Origin of the sequence: Pannonibacter phragmitetus, assembly GCF_050510895.1 — a bacterium.
GTDB classification, from domain to species: Bacteria; Pseudomonadota; Alphaproteobacteria; order Rhizobiales; family Stappiaceae; genus Pannonibacter; species Pannonibacter phragmitetus_B.
In genome coordinates this window covers 2,832,671-2,850,780 of record NZ_JBNINT010000001.1, presented here as the reverse complement: position 1 = coordinate 2,850,780, position 18,110 = coordinate 2,832,671, and the positions used below count along the sequence as shown (strand labels likewise).

Genomic DNA, 18,110 nt, shown 5'->3' with positions numbered 1-18,110 from the left:
ATGGCATTTGCCGGATTGCGCATTGCCATTGGCGGGATGCTGGCTGTCGAAGGATTGCCGAAGATCCTGGCGCCCATGGGGCAGGTGGGCTTCGTGGAAAATCTCGGCTTCTACCCCGGCTGGCTGTTTTCACCGATGCTGGCGGTCATGCAGTTCGTTGGCGGCATCATGATTGCTTGCGGCCTTCTGACCCGTCCTCTGGCGCTTGCCAATGGCGTCATGCTGGCGATCACGCTCTGGTTCCACTACAGCCATCCATATGGCCATGGGTTTCTGACACCAGAAGGCATTGCGGCTCTGAAAGAGGGCAGCAGTTTCTTCACTCCCAGCGCAGTAACGCGCCTTGCTGACGGCGGTGCGAAGTTCCTTGAGCAGGTGCAGACCAAGGCTGAATTGGCCTCACTTTTCTGGGCTGGCGGAGCGCTTTTCTTTGCGGCCTACGGCGGTGGCAAGCTGTCTGTGGACCGCTTGCTGATCGGCAAGGAGTTCTGACTTTCAAGCCTGGGCTTTTACACACCTGCAGGTCCCGGCCGGGAACGGCCGGGATTTTTCGTTTCTGCTGCCCTGCAGGGGGGCGCAAGCCAGGGATTGAGAAATTTGCGAAGCCATTTCAGCTGCAGGTCTGATCGTGTTCAACCTTGTCATCTGCCTGTGACAGTCACTCGTTAACCGGTCTGGCGAGGCGTTAGACCTCGTAAACAGTTTCGAGAGAGAGCTAGCCATGTCCGACATCAAGAAGAGCGATCTGTCCTGGGACGAATGGGATGAACTGCAGAACCCGCCCCCGGCTGTGACGGATTTCGACCGCGTGGTTGAAAGCGCCCTGTCCCGCCGTGGTTTCCTTGGCGGAGTTCTGGCTTTCGGCTCGGCCGCCGCTGCCATGGGCACTGTTGGCAACCTGATGTCCTCAACCGCTGCTCTGGCGCAGGATGCGTCCTCGCGCTTCCAGTTCAAGCCGGTTCCGATTGCCACCGACAGCACCATCCATGTTCCGGAAGGCTACACCTGGAAGCCGCTGGCCAAGTGGGGCGAACCGCTGTTCTCCGGCGTGCCGGATCTGGACCCGGAAAAGGCCGTCAGCGTCGAGAACTCGGACAAGGTGTTCGGTGAAAACACCGACGGCATGGAGCTCTTTGTCATCGGCGGCCGTCAGGTCATCGCCGTGAACCATGAATACGTGAACCCGGAAATCAACCTGCCGCACGCGCCGGAAGGCGTTCCGCAGAATGCCGATGACGTGAAGATCCTGCAGAACATGCAGGGTGTCACCGTCATGGAAGTGGCTGAAGGTGAAAACGGCTGGCACATTGTGGTGGACAGCCCGTTCAACCGCCGCATCCATCACAACACCCCGATGAAGCTTTCGGGTCCGGCAGCCGGTTCCGACCTGGTGAAGACTGCTGCCGACCCGTCCGGCATGGAAAGCCTCGGCACCTTCAACAACTGCGGTGCAGGCAAGACCCCCTGGGGCACCTATCTGACCTGCGAGGAAAACTTCAACGGCTACTTCGGCACCACCAATGCCGAGTTCAAGATGCCGGACGACTACAAGCGCTATGGCATTTCGGCTGAAACCCGCTACGCCTACGAGAAGTTCGATGAGCGCTTTGACGTTGCCAAGAATCCGAATGAGCCGCGCCGCGCCGGGTATGTCGTCGAGATCGATCCGTCTGACGCTTCGTCCACCCCGGTCAAGCGCACCGCTCTCGGCCGCATCAAGCACGAGAACGCGGCCTGCGTGATCGCCCGTGACGGCCGCGTGGTCGTCTACATGGGCGACGATGAGCGTGGCGAGTTCCTCTACAAGTACGTCTCCAACGGCATCTACGTTCCCGGAGGCGACACATCCAAGCTGCTGGACGAAGGCACGCTCTACGTCGCCAAGTTCGCGGAAGACGGCACCGGCGAGTGGCTGGCTCTGACGCCGGAAACCACCGGCATGAAGATGGACGAGATCTGCGTCTTCACCCGTATGGCTGCTTCCAAGGTTGGTGCCACCACCATGGACCGCCCGGAGTGGGTTGCCACCAACCCGGTTGCCATCGAAGCCTATTGCGCGCTGACCAACAACAGCCGCCGTGGCGTTATGAAGGATGGCAAGCTGCGTACCAACGCTGGCGGCGATCCGCTGGCACTGAACGCGGTGAACCCGCGTGAGGCAAACGAGTATGGTCAGATCGTGCGCTGGTATCCGGCGAACGAGGATCATGCGGACGCTGCCTTCAAGTGGGACCTGTTCTGCATGGCCGGTAACCCGGCTGTTCACAAGGATGCCTATGCCGGCTCCTCGAACATCAACGACGGCAACATGTTCAACTCGCCGGACGGCATGATGTTTGACTCGACCGGCCTCCTCTGGATCCAGACGGACGGTGAAGACAGCAACGAAGGCGACTTCGCCGGTCAGGGTAATAACCAGATGCTGGCGGGCGACCCTGTATCGGGCCGAATCGAGCGCTTCCTCACCGCCCCCAAGGGCTCGGAAGTGACCGGCCAGACCTGGTCCTCCGACAAGCGTACCCACTTCGTCGGCATCCAGCACCCGGCTGCTCCTTTCCCGGATGGTGAAGGCAAGCTGCCGCGCTCGACCATTGTCGCCATCAAGCGCGAAGACAACAAGATCATCGGCTGATCCGGCGTGATCTTCTGAAACACGAAGGGCGCGCCCACCCGGCGCGCCCTTTGGTTTTTGTACCTTCCTCTGGAGCCCGCCACGATATGGTTCCTCTCCTTCGTCTTGCCATGGCTTGACCATGGCATCCACTCCGTGGCCGTGCTGCACGGTCAGCCTCTCTGAAGGCTCGCATGCTTTCACCGCTTTGCGTAGGGAGAGGCAGGGGCATGGATGCCATCATCAAGCCATGGCAGGACGGATATTGTTTTAAGATATTGAAAAATATTGATTTCTCAACCCCGGAATACGGTCAGTGCCAGGTGGTAGAGCAGCAGGATGGTCTTGCCGTCGCAGATGCGGCCGTCGCGGACCATGGCCATCGCCTCGTCAAAGGCAATGTCCAGCACCTCGATGTCCTCGCCTTCCTCTTCAAGGCCGCCGCCGTCGCTCACCCGGTCATCGGGTGAATAGGGAGCGATGAAGAAGGTGAGGTGCTCGGTGACGGAACCGGGGCTCATGAAGGGCGCAAACAGGCGCTCCACCTTGCCCAACCGGTAGCCGGTTTCTTCTTCCACCTCGGCACGGATGCGGGTCTCGGGATCGAGTTTGTCCAGCAGTCCGGCGGGCGCCTCGATCATCTCCTCCTGATGGCCGCAGACATAGGCGGGCAGGCGGAACTGGCGCGTCAGCAGCACATGGCGGCGGGCCGTGTCGTAGGCCAGAAGAACCGCGCCGTGGCCACGGTCATAGACTTCGCGTGTCTGTTCCTGCCATTCGCCATCGGAGCGCCGCAGGCTGAAGCGGTAGCGGGTCAGTTTGCCCCAGTTTTCCGAAAGAAGAGTGGTTTCGTCGATACGGACCCGGTCCTTGAGGGAACCGGCTGGCAGATCCTTGACTGACATGCGGAAGGCCTTCCTATTGCGATGCAGCAGGAAGGCCTGTCCATCTAATGCCTGTCAAGTTCATGCGGGCCCTGATCAGCGGGCGATGGCTTTGGCAAGGGCCTTGAAGGAGGCCTTTGGCGTGCGCTCAAGCGTGTCAAAGTCGGTATGGATAATGCCGAAGCGCTTTTCGTAGCCTACGGCCCATTCGTAATTGTCCATCAGCGACCAGAGGAAATAGCCCTTCACAGGCACGCCTGCGTCGGCTGCCCGGCGGGTAGCGGCAAGGTGCTGGTCAAGGAAGTCAATGCGCCCGTCATCCTGCACCTCGCCGTTGATCAGGTGATCGTCGTTGGCAAGGCCGTTTTCGGTGACGTAAAGCGGCAAGCCCTTCGTGTATTCCGCATGGGTGCGCTTGAGGAAGAACTCGAGGCCTTCGGGGTAGATCTCCCAGCCCATCTGCGTCTTGGGCAAGGGGCCTTCCACCTCCTTGTGGGACGGCCACGCGCTGTCCGGGTCCGGGGCGATGAGCTTGCGGGTATAGTAATTCAGCCCGCACCAGTCCACGGGTGTGCCGATTACGTCGAAGTCGTTCTCCCAGCCCTTCGGCATGTGGGGGCCGAGGCCCTCCAGCACATTGGCCGGGTATTCCTTCTTGAAGATGCCGCCAAGGAACCAGCGATTGTAGTAGCCGTCGTAAAGCTCCGCTGCCTTGCGGGCTTCTTCGCTCTCATCTGCCGGCTGGGCATATTCGAAATTGCAGACGGCGCCGAGGTTCTGCACCCCCAGCGCACGCATGGCCTGAATGGAGCGGCCATGAGCCAGCAGCACATGGTGCATGGCGCGGGCGGTGGCGCGGATGTCGCGCACGCCCGGCGCATGGATGCCGAGGAAATGGGACAGCCAGGTGACACACCAGGGCTCGTTGATCGGCGCGACCGACCAGACTCGGTCGCCGAGGCGCTTCATCATGATGGCGGTGTAATCGGCGAACCAATCCGCAATGTCCCTGTTGCGCCAGCCGCCCAGATCCAGAAGTGCCGAGGGCAGTTCCCAGTGATAGAGCGTAAGGGCAGGCTTGATGCCGCGCTCCAGCAAGCCGTCCACCAGCCGGTCGTAGAAATCGAGCCCTTCCGCATTCACCGCGCCGCGTCCTTCCGGCATGACGCGCGCCCAGGAGGTGGAAAAGCGGTAGACATCAAAATTGCCCTGCTTCAGCAGGTCCAGATCCTCGTCCATGCGCAGGATATGCTCACAGGCCCGGGCGCCGTTTTCGGCACGGATGACATTGCCCGGGGTTGCGGCAAAGTCATCCCATTGGCTGCGGCCCGCTCCGCCAAGCGCACTGCCTTCGATTTGATAGCTGGATGTGGAAGCGCCGAAGAGGAAGTCTCCGGGGAAATCGGCACGGGTGAAGTTCATGGAGTTTACGTCCTGACTGGGGCCGGTCCCGTGGACTGGCCGATGATGAGATCACATTCAAGAAGGCGCGTCAGCGGAGCGCTCGCGGGATCTGCAATGTGGGCCAGCAGCATGTCTGCGGTCTGGCGTCCGGCCTCACGCACGGAAGAGCGGGTGGCTGTGAAAAGGGGAACTTCGGCGCCGTTCTTCAGGTATCCAAGCTCGTCATCATGGATGATGACGGAAACGTCTTTGCCCAGCTTCAGGCCCCGCTCCTCAATGGCACGGCGCACACCGATGCCGGAGATCATGGAGGAAGCGAGAAACGCGGTTGGCGGCTCGGGCTGGTCCAGCATGGCAGAGGCTGCGGCATAGCCCTGGCCTTCGGTCATTTCGGCGCTGAACATCAACTCCGGCGCAGGCTTAAGCCCGCGTGCTTCCAGTGCTTCGAGATAGCCGGACCGGCGGCGGGCGGCGAAGTCCATGAACTCCAGGCCGTTGATCAGTCCGATGCGGCGGTGGCCGAGATCCAGCAGGAAGTCCGTGGCACGGCGGAAGGCGCGGCGGTTGTTGATGTCGAGCCAGGAATAGGGCGCCGTGGTGCCGCTTGCCCGTCCATGCACGACGAAGGGCAGGCCGATGTCCCGCAGCAGTGGTATGCGCGGGTCGGACATTTTGGGGCCGTGGACGATGATGCCATCAACGGTGCCGCGGGACTTCAGTTCCCGGTAGACACTGGCTTCCTGATCATCGGGCACAATGGACAGCACCATCTCATAGCCCGCACGGGAATAGCTCTCGCCAGCACCGGCAATGAAATCCGCAAACACCGGATTGACCATCTCATGCCGGGTGGCGATTGGGATGACGTGGCCGATGGCCATCGCACGGCCTGTGGCCAGGCGCTGGGCGCGGGCGTTGGGCTGGTAGTTATGCTGCTTTGCAGCCGCAAGAACCCGCTCGCGCGTGGCTGCGTTTACCTCCGGATACCCGTTGAGGGCGCGGCTGACTGTTGTGGGTGAAAGCCCCAGCTTTTGGGCAAACTGCTTCAGATTCATCGGGGCTCATCAAGGATACGTCCGGGTCTGAAACCTCAAACCGCTTTGAATTTCGCCAGACTGTAGCCGCGTGCGTGGCGTACGTCAAAGCCCTTTGACAGGCGGCTTTTGCTGCGATGCGGCAATAAAGATGAGGTTGTGAGCGGTGTTGTGGCGCTGAAGTGCGACATGCCCGTTGACTCTGTTTGGCCGATCGGCGACTGTTGATCATTCAAAGCGGTTTGAAAGATGCTTGGCCCTGTGTGGAGCGCGGGAGTCGGGCGCGGTACTGGGAGGTCACCATGAAGACGATTTTGCTCGCTGGCGCAGCTGGGCTTGCCCTGATGTGCGCCGGTGCTCAGGCGCAGGAGCTGAAGTTCGAGCCGGGCAAGGACAGCCGGTTCAACTGGGCAAGCTATGAGGCCGTGAAGACTGATGCCCTGAAGGGGCAGGAGATCACCGTGCTTGGGCCCTGGCTTGGACCGGACAAGGAGCTGGTCGAAAGCATCTTCGACTATTTCGAGGCCGCCACGGGCGTGAAGGTCAACTATTCCGGTTCCGACAGCTTCGAGCAGCAGATCGTCATCGATACGGAAGCGGGCTCTCCGCCCAACATCGCCATTTTTCCGCAGCCGGGTCTTGCCCGGGATCTTGCCTCCAAGGGCTATCTGACGCCGCTGGGTGATGAGACCTCCAACTGGGTGCGTGACAACTATGCTGCCGGTCAGTCCTGGGTTGATCTTGCCACCTTCAAGGGCAAGGACGGCAAGGATGCTCTCTACGGCCTGTTCTACAAGGTCGATGTGAAGTCGCTGGTTTGGTACGTGCCGGAGAACTTCGAGGACGCGGGCTACGAAGTGCCTACAACCATGGAAGAGCTGAAGGCGCTGACGGACAAGATCGTCGCGGATGGCGGTACGCCCTGGTGTATCGGCCTGGGTTCTGGAGCTGCCACCGGCTGGCCGGCCACCGACTGGGTGGAAGACCTGATGCTGCGCACCCAATCACCCGAGGATTATGACGCGTGGACGCGCAATGATCTGAAATTCGATGACCCCAAGGTGGTGGGTGCCATCGAGGAGTTCGGCTATTTCGCCCGCAATGACAAGTATGTGGCTGGCGGCGCTGCCGGTGTGGCCACCATCGACTTCCGCGACAGCCCGAAGGGTCTCTTCGCCTCGCCGCCGCAGTGCTACATGCACCGTCAGGCGTCGTTCATTCCCACCTTCTTCCCGGAAGGCACGGTGATCGGCGAGGATGTGGACTTCTTCTACTTCCCTGCTTACGCGGACAAGGATCTTGGCCAGCCTGTGCTGGGTGCGGGCACCCTGTTCTCTATCACAAAGGAAAGCCCGGCCGCCCAGGCGCTGATCGATTTCCTGCAGACGCCGATCGCGCATGAGGTGTGGATGGCACAGACCGGCTTCCTGACCCCGCACAAGGGCGTCAACACGGAGGTCTATGGCGATCCGACCCTGAAGAAGATGGGCGATATCCTGCTCAACGCCACCACGTTCCGCTTTGATGGCTCTGACCTGATGCCCGGTGCAATCGGAGCCGGTGCCTTCTGGACGGGCATGGTGGACTACGTGGCCGGTGGCAAGGACGCAGCCGCCGTTGGTGCCGGTATCCAGAAGGCCTGGGACGCGATCAAGAAGTAAGACTGTGGTGCGCCGCCAGCCGGTTATGCGGCTGGCGGCGGCCTCCATGACAAGAAGCCGGGAAAACCGGTGGCCATGATCCGGTGACGAGTGCCTTGAGGGCCTGTCGAGGATCAATGCGCGCGGGAGGGGCAATGCTCCAGCAGATCATGATGGCAGGTGCGACGATTGTTGCCGGTGTGTTCGGCTGCGTCGCCTATTTCTATGGCTCCAACCTGATCCTTGATGCGGTCTTGCCGCCACGCGGGGCCAATGCGGGGCGTAATATCAACCGGGCAGCCCTGATCCGGCCCTGGCTGTTTCTGGCGCCTGCCATGCTGCTGCTGGGTGTTTATCTGCTCTACCCAGTGTTCGTTTCGGTCTGGCTGTCGCTGCATGACAGTTCGGGCACGCGCTTTGTCGGCCTTGACAACTACATCTGGCTGATCGAGGACGCCAAGTTCCGCGAGTCCATCCGCAACAACATGCTGTGGCTGCTGTTCGTGCCTGCCGCCTCCACTGCCTTCGGCTTGCTGGCGGCTGCGCTGACGGATCGCATCCGCTGGGGCAATCTCGCCAAGTCGCTGATTTTCATGCCGATGGCGATCTCCTTCATTGGCGCCTCAGTGATCTGGAAGTTCATCTATGACTACCGGCCCGAAGGGCAGGAGCAGATTGGCCTGCTCAATGCAGTAGTGGTGTTTTTCGGTGGGGAGCCGCAGACCTGGCTGACCATTGACCTCTGGAACAACCTTTTCCTGATGATCGTGCTGGTCTGGATCCAGACCGGTTTTGCCATGGTCATTCTCTCGGCTGCCCTGCGCGGCATTCCGGAGGAGACAATCGAGGCGGCCATCCTCGATGGAGCATCGCCGCTGCAGGTGTTCTTCCGCATCAAGGTGCCGCAGATCTGGGGCACAATTGCCGTGGTGTGGACGACGATCACCATCGTGGTGCTGAAGGTCTTCGACATCGTGCTGGCCATGACCAACGGCCAGTCGGGCACGCAGGTTCTGGCCAATCTGATGTTCGACTGGATGTTCCGCGGCAATGATGCGGGCCGTGCCTCCACTGTGGCGCTGGTGATCATGCTGCTGGTGACGCCGATCATGATCTGGAATATCCGCAATGCCCGCAAGGAGATGCAGTGATGGATCATATTGCGGGCAAGCGCTCTGGCCTCGTCTGGGCCGTCAATCTCTCCGTCATCGCGCTGGTGCTGCTGTGGACGGTACCCACCATCGGGCTTCTCGTTTCCTCCTTCCGGCAGGCGGATCAGATCGCTGCCACCGGCTGGTGGAAGGCGCTGTTTCCGTCGCAGCAGAATTCCATCGTCCGGGCCGGGGATGCGGACACGCAGCGGGAGGAAGCCGGCCGCTTCATCATCGACGGCAATGTCTTTGACACAGGCAGCGGCACCGTGACTGCTTTTGGTGCCTCCTCGCGGGAACCTATGGCTTATGAACCGGGCACCTCGGCAGATCTTGACGATGGCCAGACGCTCACGGTGGAAGCCGATGGCGCCTACCGGCTGGAAAGCCCGGCAAAGTTCGAGGGCCGCAGCCCGCGCATCTTCGTGACGGCTGAAACGCCGCCCAGCTTCACCATGGCCAATTACGAGACGGTTCTGTTTGCCGAAGGGCTGGGGAGAGCGTTTCTCAACACGCTGACAGTGACTGTTCCAGCCACAGTGATCCCGATCCTGATTGCCGCCTTTGCCGCCTATGCGCTGGCGTGGATGGAGTTTCCGGGCCGCGCACTGCTGATTGCTGCCATCGTCGGTCTTCTGGTGGTGCCGCTGCAACTGGCCTTGATCCCCTTGCTGCGGCTGCATAATTCGCTTGGCATCGGCAAGGAGTATCTGGGCATCTGGCTGGCGCATACGGGCTTCGGCCTGCCCATGGCGATCTATCTGTTGCGCAACTACATGGTGGGCCTCCCGCGCGAGATCATCGAGAGCGCGCGCGTCGATGGGGCGAGTGACTTCCAGATCTTCCGCAAACTGATCCTGCCGCTCAGCTTCCCGGCGCTGGCGTCCTTCGCCATCTTCCAGTTCCTGTGGACATGGAACGATCTGCTGGTGGCCACCGTTTTCCTTGGCAACAACCAGCAACAGCTCGTCATGACCGGCGTGCTGCGTGAGCTTCTGGGCTCCAAGGGTGGAGAGTGGGAGATCCTCGCAGCTTCCGCCTTTGTATCCATCTTCGTGCCGCTGCTGGTTTTTTCGCGCTGCAGAGGTTCCTCGTGCGCGGACTGCTGGCCGGTTCGGTCAAGTAACCCACTCTCACCATTTCTCAGACGTATCAACGACAGGATTTCGTGAATGACCACCCTCATCAAGGACAAGGACTGGTGGCGCGGAGCGGTGATCTATCAGATCTACCCGCGCAGCTATCAGGACTCCAATGGCGACGGCATCGGTGATCTGGCGGGTATCGTCAGCCGCATTCCGCATATCGCCAGCCTTGGCGCGGATGCCATCTGGGTCAGCCCGTTCTTCACCTCACCGATGAAGGACTTCGGCTATGACGTGTCCGACTACTGCGACGTGGACCCTATGTTCGGCTCACTGGCCGACTTTGACCGGGTGATCGAAACGGCGCACGCGCACGGCATCAAGGTGATGATCGACCTTGTGTTGTCCCACACTTCCGACAAGCATCCCTGGTTCGAGGAAAGCCGGCAGAGCCGGACCAATCCGCGTTCGGACTGGTATGTCTGGGCTGACCCCAGGCCGGATGGCACGCCACCCAACAACTGGCTGTCCATCTTCGGCGGCCCGGCATGGCACTGGGATGCGAGGCGCGAGCAGTACTACCTGCACAACTTCCTGGTTTCGCAGCCGGATTTGAACTTCCACAATCCGGATGTGCAGGATGCGCTGCTGGAGGTTGCCCGCTTCTGGCTGAAGCGTGGGGTGGATGGCTTCCGCCTCGACACCATCAACTTCTATTTCTGCGATAAGGAACTGCGCGACAACCCGGCCCTGCCGGTGGAGGAGCGCAACGATCTGACGGCACCGAAGGTGAACCCTTACAATCACCAGCGCCACGTCTACGACAAGAACCAGCCGGAAAATCTGGAGTTCCTGCGCCGCTTCCGCGTGGTTCTGGACGAGTATAACGCGGCTACTGTCGGCGAGATTGGTGACAGTCAGCGCGGGCTGGAACTGCTGGGTGAATACACTCGCGGCGATGAACTGATGCAGATGTCCTACGCCTTCGAGTTTCTGGCAAACCGCCCCATGACGGCGCCTTATGTGGCAAGCGTCTTTGAGGAGTTTGATCGGGTGGCCTCGGAAGGCTGGGCCTGCTGGGCCTTCTCCAACCATGATGTGGTGCGCCACATCACCCGCTGGAACCTGACGCCGGCTGCGGCCCGCACCTATGCGACGCTGCTCATGTGCCTGCGCGGGTCAGTCTGCATCTATCAGGGCGAAGAGCTTGGCCTGCCCGAGGCAGAGCTGGCCTTCGAGGATCTGCAGGACCCCTATGGCATCGAGTTCTGGCCGAAGTTCAAGGGGCGTGATGGCTGCCGCACGCCGATGGTCTGGAACATCCAGCAGCACAGCGGCGGCTTCTCCGAGGCCCGTCCCTGGCTGCCTGTGCCCAGCGAGCACTATGGCCTAGCTGCCGATGCGCAGGAGACTGATCCGGCGGCGCTCCTGCATCACTACCGCCGCGCCATCGCCTTCCGCCATGCCCAGCCGGCGGTGATGAAGGGCAGCCAGTCGCCGATGACGGTGACGGGCGATGTGCTCAGTTTCTCGCGCAAGCTGAATGGCGAAACCATATTCTGCGCTTTCAACCTCTCGGACGCACCGGCGGACATCCGCATCCCTGCGCAAGACTGGGAAACGATCGGGCACGAAATTGGCAGTGTGTCAGAGCATGACGGCATCATCGCGCTCGGGCCGTGGGGCGTCAGCCTCATGCGCCGGCGCTGAAGGCAAGGGGAGGGCCGGCAGATGGCGGATCTGAAGCTTACGGACGTGGCCAAGGCCTATGGCGGCGTCAAGGTGCTCAGCAATATCAACCTGGACATCGAGAAGGGTGAGCTGATCGTCTTCGTCGGCCCTTCCGGCTGTGGCAAGTCCACTCTTCTTCGGATGATTGCCGGGCTGGAAAAATCTCCGGCGGCACGCTGGAGATTGGCGGCGAAGTGATGAACGACGTTCCGCCCGCCCAGCGCGGTATTGCCATGGTGTTCCAGAGCTACGCGCTTTACCCGCACATGACCGTGCGTGACAACATGGCCTTTGCCCTGAAGATTGCCGGCAAAAGCAAGACAGAGATTAATGCCGCCGTTGACCGCGCTGCCAGTATCCTGCAGCTGACGCCCTATCTCGACCGGTTGCCGAAGGCACTGTCCGGCGGGCAGCGGCAGCGTGTCGCCATCGGCCGGGCGATCGTGCGCGATCCCAAGGTCTATCTTTTCGATGAGCCGCTCTCGAACCTCGATGCGGCGCTGCGCGTCGCCACCCGCATCGAGATTGCCCAGCTCAAGGAGCAGATGCCGGACAGCACCATGATCTATGTGACCCATGATCAGGTGGAAGCCATGACACTCGCCAGCCGTATCGTCGTGCTGGCGGGCGGCGGTATCAGCCAGGTCGGTACGCCGATGGAGCTTTATCAGAAGCCGCAGAACGAGTTCGTGGCGCAGTTCATCGGCAGTCCGGCGATGAACCTGCTGCCGGGCGAGATCATTGCCACCGGCGAGACAACCCGCGTGCGGCTGGACAGCGGATTGGAGGCTGTGGCCGCCATCCAGACCGGTGACAGCGACATGGGCCTCAAGGTCAATCTCGGCGTCCGGCCCGAGGATCTGCGCGAGACGGATGGCGATGCGCTTTTCGCCGGTACGGTCGATATCATCGAGGCGCTGGGCGAGGTGACGCTGCTTTACTTCCAGAAGGACAGTGAGGGGCGGCAGGTTGTCGCCAAACTGCCGGGCATCCGTTCAGGTCTCAGGCATTCCGCCGTGCGGCTGACGGCAGCGCCGGAGGCACTGCACCTGTTCCATGACGGCGTGTCGCTTCTGTACCGCTGACCGGGTGTTTCAGGCAGCCTTGCGGACAGCCTCGATCAGGCTTTCGACCTGCGGGCCGAACAGGGCCTGGGTGTCGATGGTGTAGCGCCCGCCTGATGGGGTTTGCAGCTGTAAGGCGGGCACGCCCTGTGCTCTCATCGCCTGCATGAGGCCCATGCCTTCGCTGGTCCAGTTCTGCATGGCGGTTTCAAGTGCCGCATCTGCGATCTTGAGGCGCTCGGCCGCCGTCTCCAATCCGGCAGTCCGCAGGATGTTCTCCAGAACGGATAGGCTGGTCACATCCTGCCCGCCTACATAGCGGGCAGCCTGGATGGCTTTCAGCGCTGCGGCCACCTCGTTTGGCGTGGTCAGGTGGACAGCTGTGAGCGCAAGGGTTGCAGGACCACTGTCGATCTTCTGCGATCCGCCAAACAACACGTTCTGCCGGTAGGCATCGCTGAAAGGCTGGCCGGTCATGGCCGCAATCCGCTCATCGGCCTTCACGATATAGGAGGCAAAGCCCGGGTCCATGGGCCGCGCACCGCTTCCGGCAAACAGGCCCACCGGCTGCAGGGTCACTGCGATACCTGGCTCAGCCACGAGCCGCGCAACGCCTGGTCCTGCGCCATAGCACCAGCCGCAAAGCGGATCGAAAAGGTAGATGATCTCAGGGGTCATAAGATGTCCTCTGCTGCAGAGTTGCACCTTATGGCATGCTCTTCTGCCCGGAAAAGAACGCCTGCGTGAATGACTTGTCCACGCAGGCGAGACAATCCGTGCCGGATTGCGCTTCAAACGCCGGCGAACGTAAGGCTGACCTTGATGGCCTGCGAACGGTCTCCGGCAATGCGGAACGCCTCTCCCGCATCTTCCAGTGCAAAGCGGTGGCTGATGATGGGCTTCACATTGATTTCACCACTGTCGATCAGACGGGCAGCAAGCGCATACTCCTCATGGAAGCGGTGCGTGCCCACGAACTCGATCTCCTTGCCGACGATCAGATTGACCGGAACCGGCAGATCGCCGGTTACGCCCACCTGAACGATACGGCCACGCGGGCGGACGCATTCGATGGCGGTGCGTAGGGCAGGGGCCGCGGCGGAGCACTCGAACACCACGTTGAAGTGGCCCTTGTCCGCCTTGAATGGCTCAAGCGCTTGCGGATGCGTGGCAACATTGATGGTCTGCGTCGCGCCCATTTGCGCCGCCACGGCCAGTGTGGCGTCCTGCAGGTCGGTGACCGTGATACTGGCGGCGCCCGCCCGTCTGGCTGCGGCCACGCACAGCAGGCCGATGGGGCCTGCACCGGTGACCAGCACATGGCGGCCTTCGAGCGCAGCGGCCTGATTGGCAGCATGCAGGCACACGGCCAGCGGCTCGGCGCAGGCGGCTTCCGCGTGGTCCACATGGGCGCCCACCGGCTCGCACTGGATGGCATCGGTGACCACAAGATCGCGGAAGCCCCCTGTTCATGAGGAAAGCGCAAGGCCGACCCCATGAAGCGCATGGCAAGGCAATGAGCGAAGAGGCCTTCCGCGCAATATTTGCAGGTGCGGCATGGGCGGCTCGGGTTGACAGCTACCTTCTGGCCCACGGTCAGCGAGGTAACGCCCGCGCCGAGGGCCGAGATGGTGCCTGCAATCTCGTGGCCCAGAATGATCGGCTCGCGCACGCGGATGGGGCCGAAGCCGCCATCCTGAAAGTAGTGCAGGTCCGAGCCGCAGATCCCGCCCGCACCGATGGCGACAAGCACCTCGCCTGGGCCGGGCTGCGGCACTTCTGCCGTTTCAATGCGCAGGTCATGCTGGCCATAAAGGCGGCAAACACGTGTTTCCATGACAAATCAGTCCAGAAGGTAGGTGGGCAGCCACGTCGCAAGTCCGGGGATGTAGGACACGAGCAGCAGCACGATGATGTTGGTGATGAGGAAGGGCGTGATCGCCCTGATGACCGGCGACAGCGGCAACTTGGCAATGTTGGCGCAGATGAACAGGCACACACCGACCGGAGGCGTGGTGAGGCCGATCATCAGGTTGAGCACCGCAAAGGTGGCGAAGTGCAGCGGATCGATGCCGACACCCTGAGCAAGGGCGAGGAGCGGCACGAAGAGGATGATCAGAGCCGCGATTGTCTCCATGAACATGCCGACAATCAGCAGCACGATGTTGATCAGCAGGATCACCACATACTTGTTGTCAGTGAATGAGAGCACGCTTTCGGCAATCATCTGCGGGATGCGCTCGGAAACGAGAATCCAGCCGAACACATTGGCAAAGCCGACGAGTGCAAGAATGGCGGCTGAGGAAATGGCGCTGTCGATGACGATCTTCGGCACTTCGCGGATGGGCAGTTCCCGGTAGAAGAATGCGCCGACCACGAAGGCATAGATGCTGGCGACAACGGCAGTTTCCGTGGGCGTGGCAAGGCCAGTCAGCAGGCCACCAACGATGAGGCCTGTCATGGCCAGAGCCCAGAAGGCGCCGAGGAAGGCGAGGCAAAGCTCGCGCACGCCTTGCCAGGGCTGACGCGGAAAGTTCTTGCGCACCGCAATGATGTAGGTGGTGACCATCATGGCCAGCCCCATCATGATGCCCGGAATGGCGCCGGCCATGAACATCTTGCCGACGGAAATCCCGGAAAGGGCACCGACAATGATCATCGGCACGCTGGGCGGGATGATCGGTCCGACGGTGGAAGATGCGGCTGTGATTGCGGCCGAAAAGTCTGCCGGATAACCCGCCTTCTTCATGCCGGGGATCATCATGCCGCCGATCGAGGCTGCGTCAGCCACGGCCGTTCCGGAAATGCCGCCGAAGAGCATGGACCCGGCCACATTGGCCTGCCCAAGGCCACCGCGCATCCAGCCCACCAGCGCATTGGCAAAGCGCACGATGCGCCCGGTGATCCCGCCCCGGTTCATCAGGTTGCCGGCGAGAATGAAGCCAGGAATGCACAGGAGAACGAAGACGTCGATGCCGGCAAACATCTTCTGCGGCATGACGACAAGAGGAATGCCCTTGAACCAGAGGTAGGTCATGGAGGCAAGGCCGAGCGTCACCGCAACGGGGGCGCCGATGATGAGGCCGAGGGCGAAGACGCCGAAGAGAATGGCAAGGCTCACGGGGTTTCTTCTCCGGCAGCCTGCGGCAGGCCGTCACTTTCGCCAGTGGCGATGGACAGGAAGCGCGCAAGGGAAAAATGCAGAGCGAGACGAGGGCAACCAGCATGCTGGCGTGGATGAAGTCCATCCGCCAGGTGAGGGCAGGGGAGGTTTGCAGGGCGCCGATGGAGGTGAAGCGCCAGGCGGGGCCGATCAGCATCAGGCAGAGCACTGCTGTCAGCAGGGCAGACAGAGCCCGCAGAAGCTTCGGCCAGGGAGCGGAGAGGCTCTCGCAGACCAGGTCCACGTTGACCAGATCACCGCTGCGATAGGCCAGGCCGAGGCCAATGGCGGCAACATAGAGCAGGGCGAAGCGTGTGAGTTCTTCCGTCCAGACGGGTGATGATTGAAAGAGCGTGCGCCCGAGTACCTGAACGAGCACGGCGCCCATCAGGACGAAAAAGGCCGCTCCCGTGGCGAAGCGGCTGACCGCCACGACAAGGGCAAGTGCCTGTCTGATAATCATGATTGTCTCCAGAAGGAGGCTTGCAGCGGCCCACAGGCGAGGTGCCGGGGCCGCTGCTGCCTTGTCACTTCATGAGGTCTTCGACGATCGGGCGGATTTCCGCCTTCACATTGGCCAGAACGGCCGGACGTGCCTTTTCGGCAAAGGCCTTGGTTTCCACGTCGACAAAGGTCATGCCGGCGGCCTGAAGCTCCTTCACGAGGTTTTCCTCGTCAGCCAGGAACAGCTCGCGCTCATAGGCTTGAGCCCGCTTGGCAGCTTCCATGACGGCGGCCTGATCCTCGGCGCTGAGCTGCGACCAGGTCATTTCGGAGATCGTGAGATAGATCCAGGAGCGCACATGCTCGGTCTTGTTCACGAACTTCTGCACTTCGGCGAAGTTGGCAGACTTGATCAGTGCCAGCGGGTTTTCCTGAGCGTCAATCACACCGGACTGCAGCGAGGTGAAAACCTCGGAGAAGGCCATTGGTGTGGGCTGCGCGCCCAGGGTCTTCCAGGTGTCCACGAACAGCGGCACGTTGGGCACGCGCAGGCGCAGGCCGTTCAGGTCATCGGGAGACTTGATCTCGCGGTTGGACGTCAGGTTGCGGGGGCCGCGGGCGAAGTATGCAATCGGGCGGATCTGGGCGCGAGCCACGATCTCTGCCTTGATGTCCTCACCAATCTTGCCGGACGCAACCTCGTCCATGTGCTCCAATGACTTGTAGGCGTAAGGCACGGCCAGAAGGGCTGCCATGGGCGCCCAGTTCTGCAGGCTTTCGCCGGTGATCGTCATGTCGGCGGTGCCAAGCTGCATGCCGTTGATCAGGTCGACTTCCTTGCCGAGGGATCTCGTTCGGATAGACCTCGACCTCGATCCGGCCGTTGGTGAGTGCCTTCAGCTCCTCACCGAACTTCACGGAGGCCTTGTGCCAGGTGTTCTGCTCGTTGGCGAGATGCCCGAGCTTGAGCACGCGCTCGGCAGCAACGGAGGGGTTGCCAATGGCGGCAAGGCTGGCAAGCCCGATGGCAGCGGCAAGAGCCTGCCTTGTGAAACGACGCATGTTTTTCCTCCACTTCATGTGATTATGGGGTGACTTGCACCTCTTCCATGTCGAACAGTTCCGGCCGGGCGGCCGCGATGTTCGGCAGGTCCTTCAGGATCTCCCGCAGGTGGGCGCGCATGGCCTCCCCGGCTGCTTGCGGGTTGCGGGATTCGATCGCATCAACGATGGCCTCATGCTGTGCGATGAGGCGAGAGATCGGAAAATCGGCAAAGCTGAGATAGCGCACCCTGTCCATCTGCGCCTTGACGCTTTCCACCACGTCCCAGGCATAGGTCTTGCCGATGGCGCGGGCCATGGTGTGGTGAAAGGCTTCGTCCAGCGCCATGAACACATCCTGTGCATCAGGAGCGACCTCACGCTGGCGGGCAATCTGGTTGCGCAGGTCCGCAATGATGGCCGGCGCGGGCTCGCTGGCGAGAAGGTGAACCACATTCGCCTCAATGGCCTCCCGCACGAAGCGGATGTCCATTACCCGCTTGATGGAGATCTTGCGCACCAGGGTGCCGCGCTGCGGGCGCACTTCGACAAGGCCTTCCTCGGCCAGCTTGATGAAGGCCTCCCGCACGGGCTGGCGGCTGGAGCCGAAGCTGCGCGCCATCTCCGCCTCGGACAGAAGGGTGCCCGGGGCTAGCTCGCCGCGAATGATGCGCTGGCGCAGGTCACGATGCACCTGCTGTCCGACGGGAACGCCCGGTTCGGATGCGGCAAGTGGCCTGAGCGGTAGAATCTGACCCGTCATGTCCCCATCCATTTTCCACATTCTCTTCTTGCCTGCATCATTTTCCATACTACCATACAAGTCAATATCAAACTACCATACTAGTCGGCAGGGGC

At 61.6% G+C, this 18,110-nt stretch carries 13 protein-coding genes and 4 pseudogenes; 8 read left to right on the top strand and 9 right to left on the bottom strand.

From position 1 onward, the window contains the following. Complete coding sequence (locus tag ACQB61_RS13560) at positions 1-492, top strand: DoxX family protein (protein ID WP_430513043.1); 492 nt, start codon at positions 1-3, stop codon at positions 490-492. 229 nt (positions 493-721) lie between these two features. Further along, entirely contained in the window at positions 722-2,632 is a 1,911-nt protein-coding gene (locus tag ACQB61_RS13555) for a PhoX family protein (protein WP_430513042.1), read from the top strand. A gap of 275 nt (positions 2,633-2,907) precedes the next feature. Here ACQB61_RS13555 and ACQB61_RS13550 read toward each other — a convergent pair whose 3' ends face one another. The 3 genes from ACQB61_RS13550 to ACQB61_RS13540 all read right to left on the bottom strand — a co-directional run bounded on the left by ACQB61_RS13550 (position 2,908) and on the right by ACQB61_RS13540 (position 5,954). Further along, complete coding sequence (locus ACQB61_RS13550) at positions 2,908-3,516, bottom strand: NUDIX domain-containing protein (protein ID WP_430513041.1); 609 nt, start codon at positions 3,514-3,516, stop codon at positions 2,908-2,910. 75 nt (positions 3,517-3,591) lie between these two features. After that, positions 3,592-4,917 (bottom strand): GH1 family beta-glucosidase, encoded by a 1,326-nt coding sequence (locus tag ACQB61_RS13545; protein ID WP_430513040.1) that lies wholly within the window; start codon positions 4,915-4,917, stop codon positions 3,592-3,594. Positions 4,918-4,922: 5 nt separating this feature from the next. Beyond that, positions 4,923-5,954 carry a LacI family DNA-binding transcriptional regulator gene (locus ACQB61_RS13540; RefSeq protein ID WP_430513039.1) on the bottom strand — a complete coding sequence of 344 codons (1,032 nt, stop codon included), beginning with the start codon at positions 5,952-5,954 and terminating at the stop codon, positions 4,923-4,925. Between the two features lie 281 nt (positions 5,955-6,235). Between ACQB61_RS13540 and ACQB61_RS13535 the strand changes: the two genes are divergently transcribed. From ACQB61_RS13535 to ACQB61_RS13515, 5 genes and pseudogenes are all read left to right on the top strand, one after another. Next, positions 6,236-7,594 (top strand): ABC transporter substrate-binding protein, encoded by a 1,359-nt coding sequence (locus ACQB61_RS13535; RefSeq protein WP_430513038.1) that lies wholly within the window; start codon positions 6,236-6,238, stop codon positions 7,592-7,594. 134 nt (positions 7,595-7,728) lie between these two features. Continuing rightward, positions 7,729-8,724, top strand: a complete 996-nt coding sequence (locus tag ACQB61_RS13530) for a carbohydrate ABC transporter permease (protein ID WP_430513037.1) — start codon at positions 7,729-7,731, stop codon at positions 8,722-8,724. Beyond that, a pseudogene (locus tag ACQB61_RS13525) lies at positions 8,724-9,850 on the top strand (carbohydrate ABC transporter permease). The gene ACQB61_RS13530 and the pseudogene ACQB61_RS13525 overlap by 1 nt, the downstream one beginning before the upstream one ends. Positions 9,851-9,896: 46 nt before the next feature. Continuing rightward, on the top strand, positions 9,897-11,519 hold the full coding sequence (locus tag ACQB61_RS13520) for an alpha-glucosidase (protein WP_430513036.1): 1,623 nt from the start codon (positions 9,897-9,899) through the stop codon (positions 11,517-11,519). Positions 11,520-11,540: 21 nt separating this feature from the next. After that, positions 11,541-12,625: pseudogene (locus ACQB61_RS13515) on the top strand (ABC transporter ATP-binding protein). Between the two features lie 9 nt (positions 12,626-12,634). Here the strand turns inward: ACQB61_RS13515 and ACQB61_RS13510 are convergent. From ACQB61_RS13510 to ACQB61_RS13490, 5 genes and pseudogenes are all read right to left on the bottom strand, one after another. Next, positions 12,635-13,282: a DsbA family protein gene (locus ACQB61_RS13510; protein WP_430513035.1), complete on the bottom strand. Its 648-nt coding sequence runs from the start codon at positions 13,280-13,282 to the stop codon at positions 12,635-12,637. 113 nt (positions 13,283-13,395) lie between these two features. Continuing rightward, positions 13,396-14,441, bottom strand: a pseudogene (locus ACQB61_RS13505) (L-idonate 5-dehydrogenase). Between the two features lie 6 nt (positions 14,442-14,447). Further along, positions 14,448-15,725: a TRAP transporter large permease gene (locus tag ACQB61_RS13500; protein WP_430513034.1), complete on the bottom strand. Its 1,278-nt coding sequence runs from the start codon at positions 15,723-15,725 to the stop codon at positions 14,448-14,450. A 127-nt stretch (positions 15,726-15,852) separates the two neighbouring features. Further along, positions 15,853-16,155, bottom strand: a pseudogene (locus ACQB61_RS13495) (TRAP transporter small permease); the annotation flags it as partial. A 139-nt stretch (positions 16,156-16,294) separates the two neighbouring features. Beyond that, positions 16,295-17,026 carry a TRAP transporter substrate-binding protein gene (locus ACQB61_RS13490; protein WP_430513033.1) on the bottom strand — a complete coding sequence of 244 codons (732 nt, stop codon included), beginning with the start codon at positions 17,024-17,026 and terminating at the stop codon, positions 16,295-16,297. A gap of 22 nt (positions 17,027-17,048) precedes the next feature. Here ACQB61_RS13490 and ACQB61_RS13485 point away from each other — a divergent pair, with 22 nt between their 5' ends. Beyond that, on the top strand, positions 17,049-17,306 hold the full coding sequence (locus ACQB61_RS13485) for a hypothetical protein (protein ID WP_430513032.1): 258 nt from the start codon (positions 17,049-17,051) through the stop codon (positions 17,304-17,306). On the opposite strand, the gene ACQB61_RS13480 is transcribed toward ACQB61_RS13485, so the two are convergent. After that, positions 17,296-18,015 (bottom strand): GntR family transcriptional regulator, encoded by a 720-nt coding sequence (locus ACQB61_RS13480; protein WP_430513031.1) that lies wholly within the window; start codon positions 18,013-18,015, stop codon positions 17,296-17,298. The genes ACQB61_RS13485 and ACQB61_RS13480 overlap by 11 nt on opposite strands. Between the last annotated feature and the right edge of the window lie 95 nt (positions 18,016-18,110).